Genomic DNA, 21,869 nt, shown 5'->3' with positions numbered 1-21,869 from the left:
TCGCTGACGACGCGTAGCGCGGCACCGCGCGCGACCCATGCCCTAAGATCGCGCCATGTACACGCCCCGCGCCTTTGCCGAAACCGACCTCGCCGGACTCGACGCGCTGCTGGCGGCCGATCCGTTCGTCACCCTGGTGACCACGGACGCGGACGGCGCGCCCTTCGCCAGCCACCTGCCCGTGCTCTACCGCCGCGACGGCGAGCGCGTCCTGGTCGAAGGACACTGGGCCCGGCCCAATCCGCAGGCCCGCCATGGCGGCCACGCGCTGCTGGTCGCCCACGGACCGCACGCCTACGTCTCGCCGGGCTGGTATCCGGACAAGGAACCGGCCGCGCGGGTGCCGACCTGGAACTACGCGGTGGCGCACCTGTCGGGTGCGCTGCAGGCGTTCGAGGACGAGGCGGCGCTGGCCGACCTGGTGGCCCGCATGAGCGACCGTTTCGAGGCCACCGTCGGCCAGTCGTGGCGCTTCGAACCCGACCGCGAGGACCACCGCCGGCAGCTGCGCGGCATCGTCGGCTTCCGCTTCGAGCCCGAGCGCATCGCGCTCAAGTTCAAGCTCAGCCAGAACCATCCGGTCGACAACCGGGTCGCGGTCGCCGGCGCCCTGGCCGGACTCGGCGCGCCTGGCGCGCACGCCGTCGCCGCGCTGATGCGCGCGCGCATCGACTGAAAGGACAGCACCATGGATCTCGATCTCAGCCGCCGCCACGCACTGGTCTGTGGCGCCTCCGAAGGCATCGGCCGCGCCACCGCCCACGAACTGGCGCTGCTGGGCGCCGACGTCACCGTGCTCTCGCGCCGCCCGCAGGCGCTGCAGGCGGTGGTCGACGCCCTGCCGCGCAGCGCCGCGCAGCGTCATCGCGTGCTGGCTGCCGACCTGTCGGAGCGCGATGCGCTGCGCGCGGCGGTCGCCGGGCTCGCCGACGACGCGCCCGTGCACATCCTGGTCAACAACACGGGCGGGCCGCCTGGCGGACCGGCGCTGGATGCCGGCGAGCCGGCCTTCCTCGAGGCCTTCGGCCGCCACCTGCTGGCCGGCCAGGCCTTGGTGCAGGCGCTGGTGCCGGGGATGCGCGCGGCGGGCTGGGGCCGCGTCGTCAACGTGGTCTCGACCTCGGTCTACGAGCCGATCGCCGGACTGGGCGTGTCCAACACGATCCGCGGGGCAGTGGCCAGCTGGGCCAAGACGCTGTCGCGCGAACTGGCGCCGCACGGCATCACCGTCAACAACGTCCTGCCCGGCTACACCGACACCGCCCGCATCGACCAGATCCTGCGCGAGCGCAGCGCGGCCAGCGGCAAGCCGCGGGAAGAGGTGCTGGCGGCGATGCTGGCCAGCGTGCCGGCCGGGCGCATGGCCAGGCCCGAGGAAACCGGCGGCGTCATCGCCTTCCTGTGCTCCCCGGCCGCGGCCTATGTCAACGGCGTCAGCCTCGCGGTCGATGGCGGGCGGATGCAGTCGATATGAGGGCGGGGATTGGGGATTCGGGATTGGGGATTCGAGGAAGCCGCCGGGCAGCCCCCTGCCCCGTCGAATCACGAGTCGCGAATCGCCCCTTTCGCGGGAAGGCGGAAGATGCCGCCGATGTCGAGGGTCGTGACTGGTGATTGGCGATTCGAGACCGCCGCGGTGCCTACGCTCCGCTCTTTCGGAGCCCCAATGCCGGATCGCCAATCCCCGCCCTCATGCCTGAAGGCCCCGAGATCCGCCGTACCGCAGACCGCCTCGCCGAGGCCGTCGCCGGACAGCCGCTGGTCTCGGCCTGGTTCGCGTTTCCCGCGCTGGAGCGCTTCGGACGCGAGTTGCGCGGCCGCCGGATCCTGGCCATCGAACCGCACGGCAAGGCCCTGCTGACCCGCTTCGACCACGGCTGGACGCTCTACACCCACAACCAGCTCTACGGGGTGTGGAAGGTCTGCCAGGCCGGGGAGCGCCCGGACACCGCGCGTTCGCTGCGCGTGGCGCTGGAGACCGCCCGACGCGCACTCCTGCTCTATTCGGCCTCCGACATCGCGATGTGGCGCGACGAGGACCTGCACCGGCATCCGTTCCTGTCCAGGCTCGGTCCGGACATCCTCGATCCCTTCCTGGACGCGGCGACGGTGGAAGCGCGCCTGCGGCAGCCGGCGTTCGCGCGGCGGCGGCTGGACGGACTGCTGCTCGACCAGGGGTTCCTTGCGGGCATGGGCAACTACCTGCGCGCCGAAGTGCTGTTCGAGGCCGGCATCACCCCCGGAAGGCGCCCGGCCGACCTGTCCGGCGGGGAGCGCGCGCGGCTGGCCGCGGCCCTGCTGGCGGTGCCGCGCCGCAGCTACCGGACCCGCGGCATCGAACCGGCCCGCGGCATGCGCGGCGACTATCTGACCGACACGCCGGAGGGCTTCCGCTTCCACGTGTTCGACCGCGAGGGCGCGCCCTGCACGCGTTGCGGCGCCGCCATCGTGCGCACTACCACCGCCGGTCGCCGGATGTACGCCTGCAGCGGTTGTCAGCGCTGAACGCGCGAGGACGGTCCGGCACCCCGATCGCTCCGCATCTGCGCGTGGCGTCTCCACAGCCGACCCGCAGCCGCTGCACGGGCCTCGATCCGCGACGCGCCTTCGATCCGCGCCGGAGTAAGCTGGCCCGATGAAACGCTGCCTGCACCTGATCGGGGGCGCGCCACGCGAACCCGCCTCCGGCCAGTGGCTGGACGTTGCCGACCCGGCCTCCGGGCGGCCGTTCGCGTCGGTGGCCGATGGCGATGCGCGCGACGTCGACGCCGCCGTCGAGGCTGCCTCCGCGGCCGCGCCCGGCTGGGCCGCGCTTGCCAACGATGTCCGCGCGCGCTGGCTGGAACGGCTGGCCGACGCGCTGGAGTCGCGCGCTGAACTGTTCGCCCAGACCGAATCGCGCGACGCCGGCAAGCCGGTCACGCTGGCGCGCGAGATCGAGATCCCGCGCGCGGTGGCCAACCTGCGCTTCTTCGCCCACGCGGCCACCCAGTTCGCCAGCGAATCCCACCATGGCCAAGCCGGGCTCAACTACACCCTGCGCTTGCCGCTGGGCGTGGTCGGCACCATCTCGCCCTGGAACCTGCCGCTGTACCTGCTCACCTGGAAGATCGCCCCGGCGCTGGCCGCCGGCAATGCCGTGGTGGCCAAGCCGTCCGAGGTGACGCCGCTGAGTGCGACCCTGCTGGGCGAACTCGCCTTGGAGATCGGCCTGCCGCCGGGCGTGCTCAATATCGTCCACGGACGCGGCGCGGAGGCCGGCCAGGCCCTGGTCGCCCATCCGGACGTGCGCGCGGTCTCCTTTACCGGCAGCACCGCCGTGGGCCGGCACATCGCCGCCCTGGCCGCGCCGCAGCTCAAGAAGCTGTCGCTGGAACTGGGCGGCAAGAACGCGACCGTGGTCTTTGCCGACAGCGACTGGCAGGACCACCTCGACACCCTGGTGCGCTCGGCGTTCCAGAACAGCGGCCAGATCTGCCTGTGCGGTTCGCGCATCCTGGTCGAGCGCGCCATCGTGCAGCAGTTCACCGAGGCCTTCGTCGAGCGCGCGCGGGCGCTGCGCATCGGCGATCCGGTCGATCCGGACACGCAGTTCGGCCCGCTCGTGTCGCAGGCGCAGTTCGACAAGGTGCGGGCGGCCATCGCGAGGGCGCGCGAGGAAGGGGGCCGCATCCTCTGCGGCGGCCATGCCCTGGACCGGCCAGGCTGGTTCATCGAACCGACCCTGATCGACGGCCTCGGGCCGGACACCGACAGCAACTGCCGGGAGATCTTCGGCCCGGTCGCCACCCTGCAGGCGTTCGACGACGAGGCCCATGCGCTGCGCCTGGCCAATGCCGTGGACTACGGACTGTCCGCTTCGCTGTGGACGCGCGACCTCGACCGCGCCCATCGCCTCGCCGCCGCCATGCGCGTGGGTATCGTCTGGATCAACAGCTGGATGCTGCGCGACCTGCGCACGCCCTTCGGCGGCATGGGCCAGTCCGGGCTGGGCCACGAAGGTGGCCTGGAGGCGATGCGCTTCTTCACCGAACCGAGGAACATCGGCATCGCTTTGCGATAATGGCGCGACCTCCGCCACAGGACCCCCGATGAGCCGACTCGACGAGCTGCTGCAGAAGAACGAAGCCTGGGCTTCCCGCATCGAGGCCGAGGATCCCACCTTCTTCCAGCGGCTGTCGAAGCTGCAGACGCCGAAGTTCCTGTGGATCGGCTGCTCCGATTCGCGCGTGCCGGCCAACCAGATCGTCGACATGGCGCCGGGCGAGGTCTTCGTCCACCGCAACATCGCCAACGTGGTGGTGCATACCGACCTCAACTGCCTGTCGGTGATCCAGTTCGCGGTCGACGTGCTCAAGGTCGAGCACATCCTGGTCGTCGGCCACTACGGCTGCGGCGGCGTGCTGGCCGCGCTCGATGGCCAGCGCGTCGGACTGGCCGACAACTGGATCCGGCACGTCAAGGACGTGGCCAACCGCCACGAGTCCGTGCTGGCCGAGATCGGCGAGCACGGCCTGCGCCACGACCGCCTGTGCGAACTCAACGTGCTCGAGCAGGTGGCCAACGTCTGCCAGACCACGATCGTGCGCGACGCCTGGGCGTCGGGACAGACGCTGCATGTCTACGGCTGGGTCTACACCCTGCGCGACGGCCGCGTCCACGACCTCGGCCTCGACGTGGACAGCGAACGCGCACTGGCCGACCAGTACGCCCCGGCGCTGGCCCGCATCCAGGTCGACCGGGCGGACCGCTGATGACGGGCGCCGGCATCCGGGCGGATGCGGCGCCGGCCCCGGTCGGCCGCTATCCACACGCGCGCCGCCACGGCGACCTGCTGTACCTGTCGGGGATCGGCCCGCGCGACCCGGCCACCGGCACGGTGCCGGGCAACGTCACCGACGAGGCCGGCCGGCTGGTGGCGCACGACATCAGGGCGCAGACGCACGCGGTCTTCGCCAACGTGCGCGCCGTGCTCGCGGCCAGCGGCGCGCGCTGGGAAGACCTGATCGACGTGACGGTCTACCTCACCGACATGGCCGCCGATTTCGCCGGCTACAACGCGGTCTGGGCCGAACATTTCCCGGATCCGGCCAGCGCGCCCTGCCGCACCACGCTGGGCATCGACGCCCTGCCCACGCCGATCGCGATCGAACTCAAATGCGTCGCCGCCATCCAGGGAGACACGCCATGATCCCCGCGCCACTGAATTTCCGGAAGTGGATCGACGACCACCGCCACCTGCTCAAGCCGCCGGTCGGCAACAAGTGCATCTACGACGGCGACTTCATCGTGATGGTGGTCGGCGGCCCGAATGCGCGCACCGACTACCACTTCGAGGAAGGCCCCGAATGGTTCCACCAGCTCGAGGGCGAGATGGTGCTGCGCATCCAGGAGGACGGCCGCGTGCGCGACATCCCGATCCGCGCCGGCGAGACCTTCCTGCTGCCGCCGCGGGTGCCGCATTCGCCGCAGCGCGCCGAAGGCTCCATCGGCCTGGTCATCGAGCGCAGGCGCCTGCCGCACGAGGACGACGGGCTGATGTGGTTCTGCGAGCGCTGCAACGGCAAGCTCTACGAGGAGTTCTTCCACCTCGAGGACATCGAGCAGGACTTCTTCCGCGTGTTCGAGACCTTCTACCGCAGCGAGCGGCTGCGCACCTGCACGGCCTGCGGCCACCTAAACCCGCGCCCGACCCGCTACGAGATGCAGGCCGACTCGCAGGCCGACATCACCTGACCGGACCGGTGCGCCTGCGCACAGCGGCGCGCGCAGGGGTTTGATCGCGATCAATGCCGCATCGCGGCCCGCGCAGCACAGTGGCCCCCGCACGCACACGCGACAGGGGACACGCATCGTGGGACTGCTCATCTGGCAGGAAAGCCTCAACACCGGCATCGACATCATCGACAGCCAGCACCAGCGCATCGTCGAGATGATCAACAACCTGCACGTGGCGCAGAAGTCGGGTTCGCGCGCGGCGATCACCGAGGTGATCGACGAGATGGTCGACTACACGCTCTCCCACTTCGCCTTCGAGGAGGAGCTGATGGAGGAAGCGGGCTACCCGTTCTGCGCGGCGCACAAGCGCGTGCACGAGGTGTTCGCCCGCCGCGTGGGCGAGATGCGGATGCGCTTCGAGGCCGGCGAGGACGTGGTCGGCGAACTGCAGGGCATGCTCTCGCGCTGGCTGTTCAACCACATCCGCAACGACGACAAGGCCTATGCGGACCAGGTCAAGCAGCACCTGAACGTCTTCGTCCGCGAGCACCAGCACGGCGGCTGGCTCAAGCGCACCGTGCACCGCCTGTTCGGCTGATCCCCAGCCCGGCGCCGGACCACGCGGCGCCCGGGGCCGTGCCGCACTGCGGCGCGCCGATCGCGTCGCCAGTGCCTACAATCGGGCGATGCTCAGGATCGACATCCACGCCCACTACCTGCCCCGCGACTGGCCGGACCTGGCGCGCAAGTACGGCGAAGCCCGCTTCCCGGTGATCCACCACACCGAGGACGGGCGCCACCGCATCTACAAGGATGGCCGCTTCTTCCGCGAGATCTGGTCGCGCACCTGGGATCCGCGCGAGCGCATCGACGAGTTCGCGCGGTTCGACGTGCAGGTGCAGGTGATCAGCACCGTGCCGGTGATGTTCAGTTACTGGGCACGCCCGCAGCATGCGCTGGAACTGCACCAGGCGCTCAACGACCACATGGCCGGCACCTGCCGCGACCACCCGCGCCACTACGCCGGCCTGGGCACCGTGCCGCTGCAGTCGCCGCGGCTGGCGGTGCAGGAACTGGAGCGCTGCGTGGACCAGCTGGGCCTGCAGGGCGTGCAGATCGGCTCGCACGTGACCGGCCCGGACGGCACCCACTGGAACCTCGACGCGCCCGAGCTGTTCCCGTTCTTCGAGGCGGCCGCCGACCTGGGCGCCGCGATCCTGGTGCATCCCTGGGACATGATGGGCACCGACACGATGCCCAAGTACTGGCTGCCGTGGCTGGTGGGCATGCCCGCGGAGCAGTCGCGCGCGGCCTGCTGCCTGGTGTTCGGCGGCGTGCTCGAGCGCCTGCCGAAGCTGAAGATCTGCATGGCCCACGGCGGCGGCAGCTTCCCCTACACCATCGGCCGCATCGAACACGGCTTCAACATGCGGCCGGACCTGGTGGCCACCGACAACCCGCACAACCCGCGCGACTACCTGCGCCGGCTGTACTTCGACTCGTGGGTGGCCGATCCGCGCGCGCTGCGCTACCTGATCGAGACCTGCGGCGTGGACCGGGTGATGCTGGGCACCGACTACCCCTTCCCGCTCGGCGAACAGGAACCGGGCGCGGGCATCGAGCAGCTCGGACTGGACGCGCCCGAGCGCGCGCGGCTCTACCACGGCACCGCGCTGGAATGGCTCGGCCTGCCGGCCTCGCGCTTCGCATGATCCGCGCCCGGCCGCTGCGCGGCCATCCGTCGCACCGGCCTCCTACAATGCCTGCATGACCGACCTGTACGCCGACGACCACGCCCGCCGCCTCGACGAGGCCGATCCGCTGCCCAGCCTGCGCGACCAGTTCCTGCTGCCGCGCCACGACGGCGCCGAGCAGGCCTACTTCTGCGGCAACTCGCTGGGCCTGCAGCCGCGCGGCGCGCGCGCCCACGTCGAGCAGGTGCTGGAGAAGTGGGCGACCGAAGCGGTCGAAGGACACTTCACCGGGCAGGCGCAGTGGATGCCCTACCACGAACTGGTGCGCGACCCGCTCGCCACCGTCGTCGGCGCGCTGCCTTCGGAGGTGGTGGCGATGAACTCGCTCACCGCCAACCTGCACCTGATGATGGTCAGCTTCTTCCGGCCGGACGGGGCGCGCAACGCGATCCTGGTCGAGGCCGGCAGCTTTCCCTCCGACCGCTACGCGGTGGAGTCGCAGCTGCGCTTCCACGGCCTGTCGCCCGCGCAGTCGCTGATCGAAGTCGCGCCGGACGAAGCCGACGGCACGATCTCGATGGAGGCGATCGAACGCGCGATCGCGATGCATGGCCCGCGACTGGCCATGGTGCTGTGGCCCGGCGTGCAGTACCGCACCGGCCAGGCCTTCGACCTCGCCGCCATCACCCGCATGGCGCACGCGGCCGGCGCCGTCGCCGGCTTCGACCTGGCCCACGCCGTGGGCAACCTGCCGCTGGCGCTGCACGACAGCGGCGCGGATTTCGCGGTGTGGTGCCACTACAAGTACATGAACGCGGGTCCCGGCGCGGTGGCCGGCTGCTTCGTGCACGAACGACACGCCCACACCGATCGTCCGCGCTTCGCCGGCTGGTGGGGCCACGAACAGGCCACGCGCTTCCGCATGGGACCGGAGTTCGTTCCCACCCCCGGCGCCGACGGCTGGCAGCTGAGCAATCCGCCGATCCTGGGGCTGGCACCGCTGCGCGCCTCGCTGGAGCTGTTCGCCAGGGCCGGCATGGACGCGCTGCGTGCGAAATCCGAACGGCTCACCGGCTACCTGGAAGCCCTGGTCGACGCGCGCCTGGGCGGGACGTTGCAGGTGATCACGCCGCGCGAGCCGGCCCGCCGTGGCTGCCAGCTGTCTTTGCGGGTCACGCGCGGCCGTGGCCTCGAGGGGCGCGAGGCCGGGCGCTCGCTGTTCGAGTTCCTGGGCAGCCAGGGCATCGTCGGCGACTGGCGCGAACCCGACGTGATCCGCATCTCGCCCGCCCCGCTCTACAACACCCACGCCGACGTGCTGCGCTTCGCGCGAGCGGTGGAACACTGGACAGCACGATGACCGGGCGAGCTGATGCACCCTCCCCAGGGATCCGCCGAGGCGTGCGGCGTCTCGCAGCGGCGCGTCAGCCTGGTGATCCGTCTTGTCGCATCGACCGGCACGGAAGGATCGAACAGGTGGATTCCGTCATCCCCGCGCAGGCGGGGACCCAGCGTCTTTCGCCGCCACTGCCACGGATGGCAAACCCATGCACCGGCAACCTGCCACCTACATCCTCGCCAGCCGCCGCAATGGCACGCTGTACATCGGCGTCACCAGCGACCTGGTTCGCCGCATCTGGCAGCATCGCGAACACCTTGTGCCTGGATTCACCCATCGCCACGCGATCGCGCGGCTGGTCTGGTACGAACTGCATGCGACCATGGAGGCGGCGATCACCCGCGAGAAGCGGCTCAAGCGGTGGAACCGGGCGTGGAAGATCCGGCTGGTCGAGCAGGCGAATCCCTACTGGAACGACCTGTGGCCTCACCTGGCAGCTGGAGCTGAAGACGCTGGGTCCCCGCCTGCGCGGGGATGACGGCGGTCGTGTGCGTCGAGCTGCCGCGTGGTTTCGTTCCGGAACGGCACCAATGAAGGAGCTCCTCGGGTGTCGATGAACACAGCCGGCAATCGCAGCATCACCATCATCGGCGCCGGCCTGGCCGGTACCCTGCTGGCCACCCTGCTCGCCCAGCGCGGCTGGCAGGTGGAGGTGTTCGAGCGCCGCGGCGATCCGCGCGTGCATGGCTATGCCGGGGGACGCTCGATCAACCTCGCGCTTGCCGAGCGCGGCCTGCACGCGCTGCGGCAGGCGGGCGCCGACCTGGGCGTGATGCGCCAGGCGGTGATGATGCGCGGCCGCATGGTGCACCCGCTCGGCGGCGCCCCGGAACTGCAGCGCTACGGCCGCGACGACAGCGAAGTGATCTGGTCGATCAGCCGCGGCGAGCTCAACCTCGTGCTGATCGAGGCCGCCGAGGCCGCTGGTGCCGTCCTGCACTTCGACCGCCACCTGGAATCGGTGGACTTCGATGCGTGCACGATGCGCGTGTGCGGCGAAGGGCACGACGAAACGCGCCCCTTCCATACCCTGGTCGGCGCCGATGGCGCCGGATCCACGCTGCGCACGCAGATGGCGCGCCATGCCGACCTGGGCGAGCGCACCGAATGGCTCGACCACGGCTACAAGGAGCTGGAGATTCCCCCGGGCGCCGGCGGCAGCTTCCGGATCGAGGCCAATGCCCTGCACATCTGGCCGCGCGGACATTACATGTGCATCGCGCTGCCCAACGACGAGCGCACCTTTACCGTCACCCTGTTCATGCCGCACGCGGGCCCGTACCCGAGCTTCGAGACGGTGCCCGACGGCGCCGCGGCCCTGGCGCTGTTCGGGCAGCAGTTCGCCGACGCCGTGCCGCTGATCCCGATGCTGGAGCAGGACTACGACCGCAACCCGGTCGGCACCCTGGGCACGCTGTACCTGGAGCGCTGGTGCCTCGACTCGCGCGCGGTGCTGGTCGGCGATGCCGCGCACGCCATGGTGCCCTTCCACGGCCAGGGCATGAACTGCGCCTTCGAGGACTGCGTCGCGCTGGCCGACCACCTGCAGTCCGCGCCCGACATCGCCGCCGCCTACGCCGCCTTCGCCGCGCAGCGCATGCCCGATGCCGCCGCGATTCAGCACATGGCGCTGGAGAACTACCTGGAGATGCGCGACCGCGTCGACAACCACGACTACCGGCTGCAGCGCGCGCTCGAACTGCAGCTGCAGGAGCGCCACCCGGGGCGCTTCGTCCCGCACTACAGCATGGTCACCTTCATGCGCATTCCCTACTCGCTGGCGCTGGCGCGCAGCGAGATCCAGCGCGCGATCCTGGTGCGCGCGACCGCAGGCCTCGGCGGCCTGGAGCAGGTGGACTGGGCCGCGCTGGATGCGGAGGTGATGGCCCGGCTCGAGCCGCTGGTCGATACGCCCTAGCGGACGCACGGCGCCCTGCGCGGGTCGCGAACCGCTGCGGCGCGGCCGCGGAACGGCTGGCATTGCGGGGCGGCGGCCCGCTTTGCGCAGCGCAGGTGCCCTGGGGTGTCCCGTACCGCCCACGCACCTACAATGCGCGCATGCCGGCCTCCTTCCTGTTCTACGACCTCGAGACCTTCGGCGCCGATCCGCGCCGCACCCGCATCGCGCAGTTCGCGGCGATCCGCACCGACGAGAACCTCGACGAGATCGAAGCGCCGATCGATTTCCTGGTCCGGCCCGCCGACGACCTGCTGCCCTCGCCCGACGCCACCCTGGTGACCGGACTGCCGCCGCAGCGCGCCCTGGCGCAGGGCGTGCCGGAAGCCGAGGCCTTCGCCCGCATCTTCGAGGAGATGGCGCGCCCGCAGACCTGCACGCTGGGCTACAACTCGCTGCGCTTCGACGACGAGTTCGTGCGCTACGGGCTGTACCGGAATTTCTACGATCCCTACGAGCGCGAGTGGCGCGGCGGCAACTGCCGCTGGGACCTGCTCGACGTGCTGCGCCTGATGCACGCGCTGCGCCCGGACGGCATCAGCTGGCCGCAGCGCGAGGACGGCAAGGGCACCTCGTTCAAGCTCGAACACCTGGCCGCCGCCAATGGCGTGCGCGTCGGCGATGCGCACGAGGCGCTGTCGGACGTGCGCGCGCTGATCGGCCTGGCCCGTCGCTTCCGGCAGGCACAGCCGCGGCTGTGGGACTACGCGCTGCGCCTGCGCGACAAGCGCCATGTCGCCACCCTGCTCGACACCGTGGCGATGACCCCGGTGCTGCACGTGTCCCAGCGCTATCCGGCCGCGCGCCTGTGCGCGGCGGCGGTGGCGCCGATCACCCGGCATCCGCGCATCGACAGCCGGGTGATCGTGTTCGACCTCGACACCGATCCCGAAGCCCTGCTGCAGCTCGACGCCGAGACCATCGCCGCGCGCCTCTATCTGCGCGCCGACCAGCTGCCCGAGGGCCAGGCCCGCATCCCGCTCAAGGAAATCCACCTCAACCGCTGCCCGGCCGTGGTGCGCTGGGACCACCTGCGTCCCGAGGACTTCGCCCGCCTGGCGATCGATCCGGCCACCGCGCAGGCCCGCGCCGCGCGCCTGCGCGAAGCCGGGCCCGAGCTGGCGGAAAAGCTGCGCCGCGTGTACGCGCAACAGCGCGAACAGCCTGCCGCCGACGCCGATGCCGCGCTCTACGACGGCTTCCTGCAGGACGGCGACAAGCGCCTGTTCAACGAGGTGCGCGCCACCCCGCCGGCGCAGCTGGGCGCGCGCGCGTTCGGCTTCCGCGACCCGCGCATGCCCGAACTGCTGTTCCGCTACCGCGCCCGCAACTGGCCCGAGACGCTGGACGCGGCCGAGCGCCTGCGCTGGAACGAGTTCCGCCGGCAGCGCCTGGCCGACGGCAGCCCCCAGTCCGAACTCGGTTTCACGCCCTATTTCGAACGCATCGCCACACTGCGCGCCGAACACGCCGGCGATGCCGCGCGCATCGCCCTGCTCGACCAGCTCCAGGCCTGGGGCCAACACCTGCACGCTTCCCTGGCATGACCACCTATTTCACCGACAAGTCGCTGAAGTTCCTGCGCTCGCTGGCGCGCCACAACGAGCGCGCGTGGTTCCTCGACCACAAGGACGACTACGAGACGCAGGTGCGCGAACCCTTCCAGCGCCTGCTCGACGACCTGCAGGCGCCGCTGGCGGAAGTGAGCCTGCATTTCCGCTCGGACTCGCGCAAGGTCGGCGGCTCGATGTTCCGCATCCAGCGCGACACGCGCTACGCCAACGACAAGACGCCCTACAAGCAGTGGCAGGGCGCCCGGCTCTACCACGAGCGCTACCGGGAAGTGCCCGCGCCCTCGTTCTACCTGCACCTGCAGCCGGGCGGCAGCTTCTTCGGCGGCGGCATCTGGCATCCCGATACCCCGGTGCAGCGCCGGATCCGCCAGTTCATCTTCGACAATCCCGGCGGCTGGAAGGCCGCCGCGCACGCGCCGACGTTCCGCCGCCGCTTCGACCTCGACAGCGACGAGATGCTGGTGCGTCCGCCGCGCGGGTTCCCCGACGACTTCGAATTCCTCGACGACCTGCGCCATCGCAACTTCGTCGCCTGGCGCTCGATCGAGGACAGCGTGATGCTCGGACCGCGCCTGCTGCCCACGTTGCGGAAGGACCTGCACGCGCTGGCCCCGTTCATGGATTACCTGTGCGCCGCGCTGGACCTGGAGTTCTGATGCGCAAGTGGCTCGTCCTCGCCGTCGCGCTGCTGGCCGCCCTGCTCGCCTGGGTGGCCGCGGGCGCCTTCGTCGCGATGCACGCCATCGGCAAGGCGGTGCGCGAGGAGAATGCCACCGCGCTGGCGCGGCACATCGATTTCCCGCCGCTGCGCGCCAGCCTCCGGGACCAGCTGGGCGACCGCATCGCCCGCAGCGTCGGCGTGGACGCGCAGTCGGGCTGGCTCGGCGCGCTGGGCACGGCCGTCGCCAACGAGGTGGCCGGCGGCGCGGTCGACCTGATGGTCACGCCCTACGGCATCGGTGCCCTGATCGAAGGCCGCAAGGTCTGGAATCGCGCCACCGGCACGCCGCCGCCGCGCACCCCGGAAGGCGCGGCGGCGCGCCCCGACCCGTGGCGCAACGCGCAGCGCCGCTATGAATCGACGTCCCGCTTCACCGCCACGGTGCAGACCGACGACGGCGCGCCGGTCGTGTTCGTCCTGACCCGCGACGGGCTGCGCTGGAAACTCTCGGACATCCGCCTGCCGCCCGGCTGACCTGTCGGGCACGCGCCTGGCCGGCGCTGCAGGCACGGCTGCCCGGCGCCGGACTGCAGTTCAGCGTCCGGGCTGGTCCGGTTCCAGCGGGGGATGCGGTGGCTGCGCGCCTGTACCGGCCGGCGCGGACGGCGGCAGCGCCCGGGCGGGAGCCGGAGCAGTGGACGCGTGCAGCATCGGGTGCCGCTCGGACACGAAACGCGACTTCAGCCGGTTGATGGGCGTTTCCAGCAGGCGGAAACTCAGGTGGGCGACCAGTACCGCGAACAGCGTCTTGGCCAGCAGCGACACCAGGCCGAAGCGCTCGATGTCCAGCGACAGCAGCTCCAGCCCCTTCACCAGCACCACCTCCGAGGGGCGCTGCAGGATGTACAGCCCGTAGCAGATGCCGCCGAGGTAGACCAGCCAGCGCATCCGCAGCAGCGCCGACGCGGGGCGGCCGCGCCACTGCAGGGCCCAGGCCACGACCACGTAGAAGTACATCGCCAGGAAGCTGTAGCCGAAGACGCGGCAGAAGAACGTGGTGCGGTCGAAGCCGCCCAGCGCGAAGACCACGACCCCCAGCCCGGTCAGCACGGGCAACAGCACCGAGAGCGCCCACGCCGGCAGGGCCGCGCCCGACCGGGCCACGACCGCCAGCCAGACGCCGACGGAAAGGTTGTCCAGCCGCGCGATCGTCGACAGGTACTGGATGCGCTCGTTCTCGGGAAACAGGATGAACATCGCCAGCCGGAACAGCGGCGACAGCACCACCAGCGCCGCCAGCACACGCTTCAATGCGGACAGGTCGAGCCAGCGGACCAGCAGCGGGCACAGCAGGTAGAACTGCTCCTCGATCGAGATCGACCACAGCGGTGCCAGCATGTAGGCCGGCTCGACACCGGTGATCGACTCGCGGATGTTGCCGGCGAACAGCAGGTACCAGAGCGGGCTTCCCGACTCGCGCACGAAGCCGGTGTCGCCGTAAGGCAGCTGGTGCACGATCGCCTGGCCGATCGGCACCACGGCGAACAGCGACAGCACCAGCAGGTAGTACAGGGGGAAGATCCGAAGCACCCGGCGCGCGTAGAAGTTGCCGAAGTAGCGCGCGTCGTGGCGCGTGTCGAGCAGGATGCCGCCGATCAGGAAGCCGCTGATCACGAAGAACAGGTCCACGCCGATCCAGCCCAGGTGCGCCAGCGGCGCCCACTGCGCGAAGAACGCGCCGGCGTCCGGCCAGAAATGATGGAGCGTGACGAGCACGATCGCGATGCCGCGCAGCCCCTCCAGCTCGATGATCCTGCCGCGGTATTCAGCCCCCTCTCCCCAACCGGGTGCCCGCGATGCGGCCGGCATGGACGTCGCGCCGATGGCTTCCGATGACGGCCGCTGTGCCAACGCGGCCTCCCTTGGCCAGTTCCGACCGGGTTAACGCGGCGGGAGGCCAGGTCAGGACGCCCCACTGACGCACTCCACGTTCCTGCGAGGGGTGGAAGATGAGGCCTCGATCGCAGGCGGCCACTATTCGGTCGTTGAGGTCCCGACTGCCCTGTGAGTTGCGCATCCGGCGCACAGCCGGTCGTCGTCCGCGACGCCGGAGAGGATCTGGCTTCTCCCGTCCCCCGCCGGCCGCCACCACACCCTTGTCCGATCCGCGAAAGCCCCCGCGTTCTTTCCCATGCATCCGATGTCGATCCGGCCGCACAAGGGCCGGGTCCAGGGGGCGGCGAAGGAATGCCCGTCCGGCGTGCGCCGCGCGGCCATCGAGGGAGCAGGACACATGAAAGACACGAAGAAGAACGCATCGGTCGAGGATGCGTTGATGGAGCAGCTCCGCTACGGCGGATTCGACAAGCAGAACCTCGCCGACCTGGTGAAGGTGGCGGCCTCCATCCACAAGGGCGGCCTGGAACACCTGCGCGGCTTTCCCCTGGGCAAGCCGCCGATCGTCGACGGCCTGCGCCTGAGCGGCGACATCGGCCTGGACGCCATCGGCCCCCTGCTGCAGGAGATCCTGCCGAAGACCTCGCGCGTCTCCGGACTGCGCCTGTTCCCGAAGGGCATTCCGTGGCCGGAGGTCTACCACGTGGACGTGGACCTGGGCGCGCCCGTGCAGCAGCAGCGCGGGTTCTGAGGCATCGGCATGGGCATCCCGAACATGCTGCCCGCGTCCGACGGGGCCTACGGCCCCGTCGGCAACGCCACCCTGCAGATCCATCCTTCGCTGCGATGCAACCTGTCGTGCGCGCACTGCTATTCCAGCTCCGGTCCGGCAGCCAGCCTGTCGCTGGACCCGGCGCTGGTGTGCGGCGCCATCGAGGACGCGGCCGCGCTGGGCTACGGCGTCGTGTCGGTGTCCGGCGGCGAACCGCTGATGTATCCGGGCCTGGAGACCGTGCTGCGCCACGCGAAGACGCTGGGCATGCGCACCACCGTCACCACCAACGGCTTCTTCACCGACCACGCCCGCTTCGCGCGGCTGGCCGGGCTGGTGGACGTGCTGGCGATCAGCCTCGACGGGCCGCCCGAGGTGCACAACCGCGTGCGCGGCCATCCACGTGCGTTCGAGCGGCTGGAGCGCGGGCTGCACGCGGTGCGCGCGGCCGGCCTGGCCTTCGGCTTCATCCATACCCTCACGCGCACCGACTGGACCCACCTGCCCTGGGTGGCCGACTACGCCGCCGCGCAGGGCGCCAGCCTGCTGCAGGTGCATCCGCTGGAGATGAGCGGGCGCGCGCGCAGCGAACTGGCCGATGCCGGCGCGGACGAGGACATCCTGGCGCGCGTGTACCTGATGGGCATCGCCATCGCCAGCAAGCATGGCTGCCGCATGCAGCTGCAGATGGACATCGTCTATCGCCAGCACGTGCGCGAGCATCCGGGCCTGTTCTACGCCTGCGCCGATGCGCGCGCCACGTCGGCGCCCGACGCGCTGGGCCTGCTGGTGCTGGAGGCCGACGGCAGCATCGTGCCGCTCTCGCACGGCTTCGACCGGCGCTACCGCATCGGCAACCTGCACGAGCAGCCGCTGCGCGAGGCCTGGCCGTCTTTCCGCGACTGTCGCCTGCCGGGGCTGCGGCGCCTGTGCAGGGAGGTCTGGGACGAACTGGGCGCCGACGACGGCCCGCTGCTCAGCAACTGGCACGAGGTGGTAGGCGCCCGCAGCCACGTGCACCGCATCCCGGCCGCGCTGACGGCCTGAGCCGGGCGCCCCGGAGGCGCGCTCGCGCCGCCGGGGTAAAGCGCGCGACGATGCGCGCCCGGCGGCCGTCCGCACGGCCGCCGCGGCGACGCGCAGTCGATCAGGCCTGTTCGGCGGCCGGGTACAGCTCGGTGTTCTCGCGCTGCAGGCGTTCGAACAGCGCCCGCAGCACGGTGTTGGCGTCGGCGCGGAAGCCGTCGGGATCCGCCGCCAGCCGGGCCGGCACGCGCCAGCGCTGCACGAAGCCGGCGAAGTCTTCCGACAGCCCCTGCATCTCCGTGCGGTAGCGCCCCGCCATCGCCGCCACGCGCGCATCGCCGCTGCGCTCCAGCGCCGGGTACAGCACCTGCTCTTCGGCGGCCAAGTGGAACTTGATGTGGCTGGCCGTGCTCACGATCGCCTCGCCGATGCGCTCGGCGTTCTCGCGCACGCCCGCGCGCGACAGCGCCCGCAGCGCGTCGATCTGTTCGAGGATCCGGTCGTGGTCCCGGTGGTAACGCGCGATCTCCATCACTGCTCCAACTGCAAACGGAATGCGGGCCGGCATGCGCAGGCCCGTACCTGTTAACGGCGGGCCGGCGCGGGGCTTGAGCTGCGCGGACATGGGGACACCCGGGACGAACAACGCGGCCGAAGTCCGGCCGGCCGCCGTGCACCCGCGGACGCGATGGACCGGATCAGGAGGCCGGGTTTCCACCGCCCGTCGCCCCACGCAGGCGGATCCCACCGCCCGTCACCCCCGCGCTGGCGGGTCCCACCGTCCGTCACCCCCGCACGGGCGGGTTTCCACCGCATGTCACCCCCGCGCAGGCGAGGGCCAGGCGGTCGCGCGCAAGCCAGAACGGGTCGCACGCAAGCGTCTGCCGGTTGCGCGCAAGCGCCAGCTGGTCGCGCGCGAGCCCTTTCCGGTCGCGCGCGAGTCTTTTGCGGTTGCGCGCAAGCCTTTTCCGGTTGCGCGCAAGCCTTTTCCGGTTGCGCGCGAGCCTTTTCCGGTTGCGCGCAAGCCTTTCCCGGTCGCGCGCAAGCCTTTTCCGGTCGCGCGCGAGCCTTTTCCGGTTGCACGCGAGCCTTTTCCGGTTGCACGCGAGCCTTTTCCGGTTGCACGCGAGCCTTTTCCGGTTGCGCGCAAGCCTTTTTCGATTGCGCGCAAGCCTTTCAGGGTCGCGCGCAAGCCTCTGAGGGTCGTGCGCAAGTCTTTTAGGGTCGCGCGCGAGTCTCTGCCAGTTGCACGCGAGCCCCGACCGGTCGCGCGCAAGCTTCGGACAGTCGCGCGCCAGCCACCCCCACTCGCGGCATCCGCTCCACGCGCGACGGCGTGCAGCGCGCGCAAAGGCTCAGCGCAGCCGCAGCACCGTCTTCGTGCCGCGCTCGGGTTCGGATTCGAAGCGCAGGTCCCAGCCCAGGTGTTCGCAGATGCGGCCCAGCAGCTCCAGGCCGATGCCGCCGCCGTCGCGACCGGCGGTGCGCGCCATCTGGGCGTAGATGCGGGCGATCTCCTCGGGCGTCATGCCGTGGCCCGGGTCCTCGATGGTCAGGGTGGCGTTGGGCGACAGCGCCACGCGGATCACGCCCTGGTCGCTGTTCTCGATGGCGTTGCGCAGCAGGTTGCCGATGGCGGCCTGGACGATGGCGATCGGCGCCTGGATTTCGCAGGGCTGCACGCCGCTGGCGTCGATCGCCAGCTGCTTGCCCTGCATCAGGTAGCGGTGGTCGTCGATGATCTCCAGCACCAGCTCGTCCAGTTCGATCCGGTCGCTGCTGTGCGCCAGCCGGCCCGGATCCTTGGCCAGCACCAGCAGCAGCGAGATCAGCTGCTCGACGCTGCGCGCGGTGCGCTGGGCGCGCAGCATCTGCGCGCGGGCGCCGTCGGGCAGGCCGGGCTGCTGCAGGGCCAGCTCGATGGCGCCGGTGATCACGGCGGTGGGCGTGCGCAGTTCGTGGCTGGCGGTGTCGATGAACACGCGCTCGCGCTCGATGAAGCGGTCGTGGCGCGCGAGGTAGTCGTTCAGCGCGCCGGAAATCACCATCAGCTCCGCGCTGGCGTCCTCGCTGGGGCGCACCTGCTGGCCGAGTCGGTCGGGCGCGAGCCGGCCGATGTCGCCGGCCAGCGCGGACAGCGGCCGCAGGGCGCGGCGCAGGCCCCAGCCCATCAGCAGCACCAGCACCAGCACCAGCAGCACCGCGCTGCCCAGCATGACCAGGGTGAGCGTCTGCTCGCGGTCCTCCAGGTCGGTGATGTCCAGGACCAGGGTGTGGCGCACGCCTTCCACGTCGCGCACCAGCACCACCGTCTGCCGGCCGGCCAGCCACAGTTCGTCATGGATGCCGGGGGACAGGCCACGCAGGGGCGCGGGAACGGGCCCGGCATCGCCGTCGCGATACAGCTGCATCGTGTCGGTGTTGCGCCAGCGGTAGCCCGGCTGCTCGCGGTCGTGGCGCAGGTGCTGCTCGAGCTCGATCTGCAGCAGCGAATCCCAGAGCAGGCGCTCGGCGTGCTCGTTGATCGCCAGGCCATGCGCGAACACGGCCGCGGCCAGCAGCAGCGCGTAGCCCGCCAGCCAACCGGTGAGGCGGCGCTGCAGGCTGCGGCTACGCGGCATGCGCCTGTTCGCCCGACGGCGCGGCGATGCGGTAGCCGGTCCTGGGCAGGGTCTGGATCAGCTTCTGCGGGAACGGGCCGTCCACGCTGCGGCGCAGTTCGTAGACATGGGAGCGGAGCATGTCGCCGTCGGGCGGGTCGTCGCCCCAGAGCGCCTGTTCGAGGCGCTGGCGCGTGACCGCCGCCGGGCTGGCCTGCATCAGCACCTCCAGCAGCTTGCGGCAGGCCGGGTACAGGTGCAGCGCGCGTCCCGCGCGGGTGGCTTCGAGCGTATCGAGGTCGAGGCGCAGGTCGGCCACCTCCAGCACGCGGTGGCGGGCGCGACCCTGGCGGCGCGACACCAGCGCCTCCAGCCGCACTTCCAGTTCGGGCAGGTCGAAGGGTTTGGTGAGGTAGTCGTCGGCGCCGGCGCGGAAGCCCTGGATCTTGTCGGGCAGCTCGTCGCGCGCGGTGAGCATGATCACCGGCACGTCGGATCCGTGCTCGGTACGCAGGCGGCGCAGCAGTTCGGGGCCATCCATGCGCGGCAGCATCCAGTCGAGGATGACCACGTCGTAGGGCTGGGTACTGGCCAGGTGCAGGCCGGTGATGCCGTCCGGCGCGGCATCGAGCACGTGGCCACGCGCCTCGAAATAGTCGAAGAGGTTGGCCGTAAGGTTGCGGTTGTCCTCCACCACCAGCAAGTGCACCTGGCTGCTCCCCAAGGCGCGGACTCGCGCCGGATCGGCGCAGACTGCCATGTCCCGCGTCGAAAAGCTGTCGGAAGCGGGCTTCGACAATTCTCCGACCGCCGGTCCGCATCATGCGCGGGACCCCGCCACGCCGCGCCATGTCCAGCTCCCCGCGTTCTCCCGGTTTCGTGCTCCTGATCCTGCTGCTGGCGTGCGCCCTGCTGGCCGGCGCGGGCATGCGCGACCCGCAGCCGGCCGATGAGCCGCGCTTCGTGCTGGCCGCCCGCCAGATGGTCGAATCCGGCGACTGGCTGCTTCCGCACCGCGGCCGCGAGCTCTACGCCGACAAGCCGCCGCTGTTCATGTGGCTGCTGGCCGGCGCGCAGAAGCTCACCGGCGACTGGCGGGGCGCCTTCCTGCTGCCGTCCTGGACCGCGGCGCTGCTGGTGCTGTGGTCGACCGGCGACCTGGCACGGCGCCTGTGGAATCCGGCCTCGGGCCGCTACGCCATGCTGGCGCTGTTCGCCTGCGTGCAGTTCGGGCTGCAGGCCACGCGCGCGCAGATCGACATGGTGCTGCTGGCCATGACCACGCTTTCGCTGTGGGCGCTGCTGCAGTACCTGCTGCAGCGGCGCGACTGGCGGTTGCTGGCGCTGGGCACGTTTGCCGCCGGGCTGGGCACGGTGACCAAGGGCGTGGGCTTCCTGCCGCTGCTGGTGTTCCTGCCGTGGCTGCTGCTGCGCGGACGCATCGCGGGCGTTGCGCCGGCCTCGCGCGCGGGCTGGCACGCAGCGGCGGGCGCGGGCGGCTTCCTGGCCGGCGCCGGCGTGTGGCTCGGCCCGCTGCTGTGGGCCGTGGCCACCCGCGACGATCCGGCGCTGCACGCCTATGCCGCGGAGATCCTGTGGACGCAGACCGGCACCCGCTATGCCAACGCCTGGCACCATCTCAAACCCGCCTGGTACTACCTGCAGGTGATCGCGACGCTGTGGCTGCCCGGCGCGCTGCTGCTGCCGTGGCTGCTGCCGGCCTGGTGGCGCCGCGTGCGCCGGCTCGACCCGCGCTGGGTGCTGCTGCTGGGCTGGAGCCTGCTGGTGCTGCTGTTCTTCAGCGCCAGCCCGGGCAAGCGCGATGTCTACGTGCTGCCGATGCTGCCGGCACTGTGCGTGGCCGCGGCGCCGCTGCTGCCGGGCCTGCTGCGGCGTCGCGGCGTCCAGCTTGCGCTGCTGGCCTGGCTGGCGCTGCTGGCCTTCGGCGCGCTGGCGATCGGGCTGCAGGCCCGGTTCGATCCTCCCGCCTGGCTGCTGGAGCAGGCGGCACGTCGCAACCTCGATGCGGGCACGCTCGCCCGGCTCGGCCTGTGGCTGTCCGTACTGGGCGCCGTGGTCGCGGCCTGCATCGCCTGCCTGCGCCTGCGCCGCACCGGACTGGCGACCGTGCTGGCGATGGCCGCGCTGTGGATCGTGCATGGCCTGGGCCTGGCGCCGGCGGTGGACGAGGACAGTTCCGGACGCGCGATCATGCGCGAAGCCGGGCGGCGCATCGGACCCGACGCGCAGCTGGGCCTGCTGGGCTGGCGCGAACAGCACCTGTTGCAGGCCGAGGGCGACGTGGTCGAGTTCGGCTTCCGCCGCCCGTGGGACGCGCAGTGGCGCGACGCGTCCGCGTGGCTGGCGCAGGCGCCGGGGCAGCGCTGGCTGTTCGTGCTGGAAGATGCGCTGGGACCCTGCGTGGACCGCGCGCGCGCGCAGCGCCTGGGGGTGTCGAGCCGCCGCGTGTGGTGGCTGGTGCCGGCCCCGGCGGTGCGCCCGGCCTGCCACGTGCCGCCCTTCGCGCCGCGCGCGGCCGACTGAACCGCGCTGCAACCTCGCCTCGATGCTG

The 21,869-nt window shown here is 71.2% G+C and carries 22 protein-coding genes; 18 read left to right on the top strand and 4 right to left on the bottom strand.

From position 1 onward, the window contains the following. Positions 1–55 precede the first annotated feature (55 nt). The 15 genes from Q0863_RS04200 to Q0863_RS04130 all read left to right on the top strand — a co-directional run bounded on the left by Q0863_RS04200 (position 56) and on the right by Q0863_RS04130 (position 13,537). Positions 56–676, top strand: a complete 621-nt coding sequence (locus tag Q0863_RS04200) for an FMN-binding negative transcriptional regulator (protein ID WP_298575351.1) — start codon at positions 56–58, stop codon at positions 674–676. Positions 677–688: 12 nt separating this feature from the next. Continuing rightward, entirely contained in the window at positions 689–1,474 is a 786-nt protein-coding gene (locus tag Q0863_RS04195) for an SDR family oxidoreductase (protein WP_298575348.1), read from the top strand. Between the two features lie 218 nt (positions 1,475–1,692). Further along, the gene (gene nei, locus Q0863_RS04190; protein WP_298575345.1) at positions 1,693–2,505 is read left to right on the top strand and encodes an endonuclease VIII; all 813 of its coding nucleotides are present in this window, start codon (positions 1,693–1,695) and stop codon (positions 2,503–2,505) included. A 130-nt stretch (positions 2,506–2,635) separates the two neighbouring features. Then, positions 2,636–4,063, top strand: a complete 1,428-nt coding sequence (locus tag Q0863_RS04185; protein ID WP_298575342.1) for an aldehyde dehydrogenase — start codon at positions 2,636–2,638, stop codon at positions 4,061–4,063. A gap of 28 nt (positions 4,064–4,091) precedes the next feature. Continuing rightward, a complete protein-coding gene (gene can, locus Q0863_RS04180; RefSeq protein ID WP_298575339.1) occupies positions 4,092–4,754 on the top strand; it encodes a carbonate dehydratase in 663 nt (220 codons plus the stop codon). Continuing rightward, entirely contained in the window at positions 4,754–5,191 is a 438-nt protein-coding gene (locus Q0863_RS04175) for a RidA family protein (protein ID WP_298575337.1), read from the top strand. The genes can and Q0863_RS04175 overlap by 1 nt, the downstream gene beginning before the upstream one ends. Beyond that, a complete protein-coding gene (locus Q0863_RS04170; RefSeq protein ID WP_298575335.1) occupies positions 5,188–5,736 on the top strand; it encodes a 3-hydroxyanthranilate 3,4-dioxygenase in 549 nt (182 codons plus the stop codon). Before Q0863_RS04175 ends, Q0863_RS04170 begins: the two co-directional genes overlap by 4 nt. A 118-nt stretch (positions 5,737–5,854) precedes the next feature. Further along, positions 5,855–6,316: a bacteriohemerythrin gene (locus Q0863_RS04165; RefSeq protein ID WP_298575332.1), complete on the top strand. Its 462-nt coding sequence runs from the start codon at positions 5,855–5,857 to the stop codon at positions 6,314–6,316. 88 nt (positions 6,317–6,404) lie between these two features. Next, positions 6,405–7,430, top strand: coding sequence for an amidohydrolase family protein (locus Q0863_RS04160; protein WP_298575330.1), 1,026 nt, complete (start codon positions 6,405–6,407; stop codon positions 7,428–7,430). A gap of 55 nt (positions 7,431–7,485) precedes the next feature. Next, positions 7,486–8,772, top strand: a complete 1,287-nt coding sequence (gene kynU, locus Q0863_RS04155; RefSeq protein WP_298575327.1) for a kynureninase — start codon at positions 7,486–7,488, stop codon at positions 8,770–8,772. A 187-nt stretch (positions 8,773–8,959) separates the two neighbouring features. Further along, positions 8,960–9,289 carry a GIY-YIG nuclease family protein gene (locus tag Q0863_RS04150; protein WP_298575323.1) on the top strand — a complete coding sequence of 110 codons (330 nt, stop codon included), beginning with the start codon at positions 8,960–8,962 and terminating at the stop codon, positions 9,287–9,289. A gap of 75 nt (positions 9,290–9,364) precedes the next feature. Beyond that, entirely contained in the window at positions 9,365–10,729 is a 1,365-nt protein-coding gene (locus Q0863_RS04145; RefSeq protein ID WP_298575902.1) for an NAD(P)/FAD-dependent oxidoreductase, read from the top strand. 140 nt (positions 10,730–10,869) lie between these two features. Beyond that, a complete protein-coding gene (gene sbcB, locus Q0863_RS04140) occupies positions 10,870–12,315 on the top strand; it encodes an exodeoxyribonuclease I (protein WP_298575320.1) in 1,446 nt (481 codons plus the stop codon). Further along, positions 12,312–12,998 (top strand): DUF2461 domain-containing protein, encoded by a 687-nt coding sequence (locus Q0863_RS04135; protein ID WP_298575317.1) that lies wholly within the window; start codon positions 12,312–12,314, stop codon positions 12,996–12,998. The genes sbcB and Q0863_RS04135 overlap by 4 nt, the downstream gene beginning before the upstream one ends. Beyond that, entirely contained in the window at positions 12,998–13,537 is a 540-nt protein-coding gene (locus Q0863_RS04130) for a DUF2939 domain-containing protein (RefSeq protein WP_298575314.1), read from the top strand. The genes Q0863_RS04135 and Q0863_RS04130 overlap by 1 nt, the downstream gene beginning before the upstream one ends. A 60-nt stretch (positions 13,538–13,597) precedes the next feature. Here the strand turns inward: Q0863_RS04130 and Q0863_RS04125 are convergent, their stop codons facing one another. Further along, positions 13,598–14,872 carry an acyltransferase gene (locus tag Q0863_RS04125; protein ID WP_298575311.1) on the bottom strand — a complete coding sequence of 425 codons (1,275 nt, stop codon included), beginning with the start codon at positions 14,870–14,872 and terminating at the stop codon, positions 13,598–13,600. A 424-nt stretch (positions 14,873–15,296) separates the two neighbouring features. Here Q0863_RS04125 and Q0863_RS04120 point away from each other — a divergent pair, with 424 nt between their 5' ends. Then, positions 15,297–15,650: a hypothetical protein gene (locus tag Q0863_RS04120; RefSeq protein WP_298575308.1), complete on the top strand. Its 354-nt coding sequence runs from the start codon at positions 15,297–15,299 to the stop codon at positions 15,648–15,650. Positions 15,651–15,659: 9 nt separating this feature from the next. Beyond that, entirely contained in the window at positions 15,660–16,718 is a 1,059-nt protein-coding gene (locus Q0863_RS04115) for a radical SAM protein (RefSeq protein ID WP_298575305.1), read from the top strand. 100 nt (positions 16,719–16,818) lie between these two features. Here the strand turns inward: Q0863_RS04115 and Q0863_RS04110 are convergent, their stop codons facing one another. The 3 genes from Q0863_RS04110 to Q0863_RS04100 all read right to left on the bottom strand — a co-directional run bounded on the left by Q0863_RS04110 (position 16,819) and on the right by Q0863_RS04100 (position 20,006). Then, positions 16,819–17,229: a hemerythrin domain-containing protein gene (locus tag Q0863_RS04110; protein ID WP_280940883.1), complete on the bottom strand. Its 411-nt coding sequence runs from the start codon at positions 17,227–17,229 to the stop codon at positions 16,819–16,821. An 823-nt stretch (positions 17,230–18,052) separates the two neighbouring features. Beyond that, positions 18,053–19,318, bottom strand: a complete 1,266-nt coding sequence (locus Q0863_RS04105; protein WP_298575298.1) for a HAMP domain-containing sensor histidine kinase — start codon at positions 19,316–19,318, stop codon at positions 18,053–18,055. Beyond that, positions 19,308–20,006 (bottom strand): response regulator transcription factor, encoded by a 699-nt coding sequence (locus Q0863_RS04100; RefSeq protein WP_298575296.1) that lies wholly within the window; start codon positions 20,004–20,006, stop codon positions 19,308–19,310. The genes Q0863_RS04105 and Q0863_RS04100 overlap by 11 nt, the downstream gene beginning before the upstream one ends. Before the next feature lie 140 nt (positions 20,007–20,146). On the opposite strand from Q0863_RS04100, the gene Q0863_RS04095 reads away from it, so the two are divergent. Further along, positions 20,147–21,841, top strand: coding sequence for a glycosyltransferase family 39 protein (locus tag Q0863_RS04095; protein WP_298575293.1), 1,695 nt, complete (start codon positions 20,147–20,149; stop codon positions 21,839–21,841). Positions 21,842–21,869 lie beyond the last annotated feature (28 nt).

This window comes from uncultured Luteimonas sp., assembly GCF_947492465.1.
Classification (GTDB): Bacteria; Pseudomonadota; Gammaproteobacteria; order Xanthomonadales; family Xanthomonadaceae; genus Luteimonas.
Note: the sequence above shows the minus strand (reverse complement) of the source record. Positions and strands in the feature narration are given on the sequence as shown.

Coding starts and splice junctions, on each gene's coding strand:
- Q0863_RS04175 (WP_298575337.1), top strand. CDS start 4,754: ATGACGGGCGCCGGCATCCGGGCGGATGCGGCGCCGGCCCCGGTCGGC.
- nei (WP_298575345.1), top strand. CDS start 1,693: ATGCCTGAAGGCCCCGAGATCCGCCGTACCGCAGACCGCCTCGCCGAG.
- Q0863_RS04120 (WP_298575308.1), top strand. CDS start 15,297: ATGAAAGACACGAAGAAGAACGCATCGGTCGAGGATGCGTTGATGGAG.
- Q0863_RS04195 (WP_298575348.1), top strand. CDS start 689: ATGGATCTCGATCTCAGCCGCCGCCACGCACTGGTCTGTGGCGCCTCC.
- sbcB (WP_298575320.1), top strand. CDS start 10,870: ATGCCGGCCTCCTTCCTGTTCTACGACCTCGAGACCTTCGGCGCCGAT.
- Q0863_RS04150 (WP_298575323.1), top strand. CDS start 8,960: ATGCACCGGCAACCTGCCACCTACATCCTCGCCAGCCGCCGCAATGGC.
- Q0863_RS04115 (WP_298575305.1), top strand. CDS start 15,660: ATGGGCATCCCGAACATGCTGCCCGCGTCCGACGGGGCCTACGGCCCC.
- Q0863_RS04160 (WP_298575330.1), top strand. CDS start 6,405: ATGCTCAGGATCGACATCCACGCCCACTACCTGCCCCGCGACTGGCCG.
- Q0863_RS04185 (WP_298575342.1), top strand. CDS start 2,636: ATGAAACGCTGCCTGCACCTGATCGGGGGCGCGCCACGCGAACCCGCC.
- Q0863_RS04135 (WP_298575317.1), top strand. CDS start 12,312: ATGACCACCTATTTCACCGACAAGTCGCTGAAGTTCCTGCGCTCGCTG.
- Q0863_RS04200 (WP_298575351.1), top strand. CDS start 56: ATGTACACGCCCCGCGCCTTTGCCGAAACCGACCTCGCCGGACTCGAC.
- Q0863_RS04095 (WP_298575293.1), top strand. CDS start 20,147: ATGTCCAGCTCCCCGCGTTCTCCCGGTTTCGTGCTCCTGATCCTGCTG.
- Q0863_RS04125 (WP_298575311.1), bottom strand. CDS start 14,872: ATGCCGGCCGCATCGCGGGCACCCGGTTGGGGAGAGGGGGCTGAATAC.
- Q0863_RS04110 (WP_280940883.1), bottom strand. CDS start 17,229: ATGGAGATCGCGCGTTACCACCGGGACCACGACCGGATCCTCGAACAG.
- can (WP_298575339.1), top strand. CDS start 4,092: ATGAGCCGACTCGACGAGCTGCTGCAGAAGAACGAAGCCTGGGCTTCC.
- kynU (WP_298575327.1), top strand. CDS start 7,486: ATGACCGACCTGTACGCCGACGACCACGCCCGCCGCCTCGACGAGGCC.
- Q0863_RS04105 (WP_298575298.1), bottom strand. CDS start 19,318: ATGCCGCGTAGCCGCAGCCTGCAGCGCCGCCTCACCGGTTGGCTGGCG.
- Q0863_RS04130 (WP_298575314.1), top strand. CDS start 12,998: ATGCGCAAGTGGCTCGTCCTCGCCGTCGCGCTGCTGGCCGCCCTGCTC.
- Q0863_RS04170 (WP_298575335.1), top strand. CDS start 5,188: ATGATCCCCGCGCCACTGAATTTCCGGAAGTGGATCGACGACCACCGC.
- Q0863_RS04145 (WP_298575902.1), top strand. CDS start 9,365: ATGAACACAGCCGGCAATCGCAGCATCACCATCATCGGCGCCGGCCTG.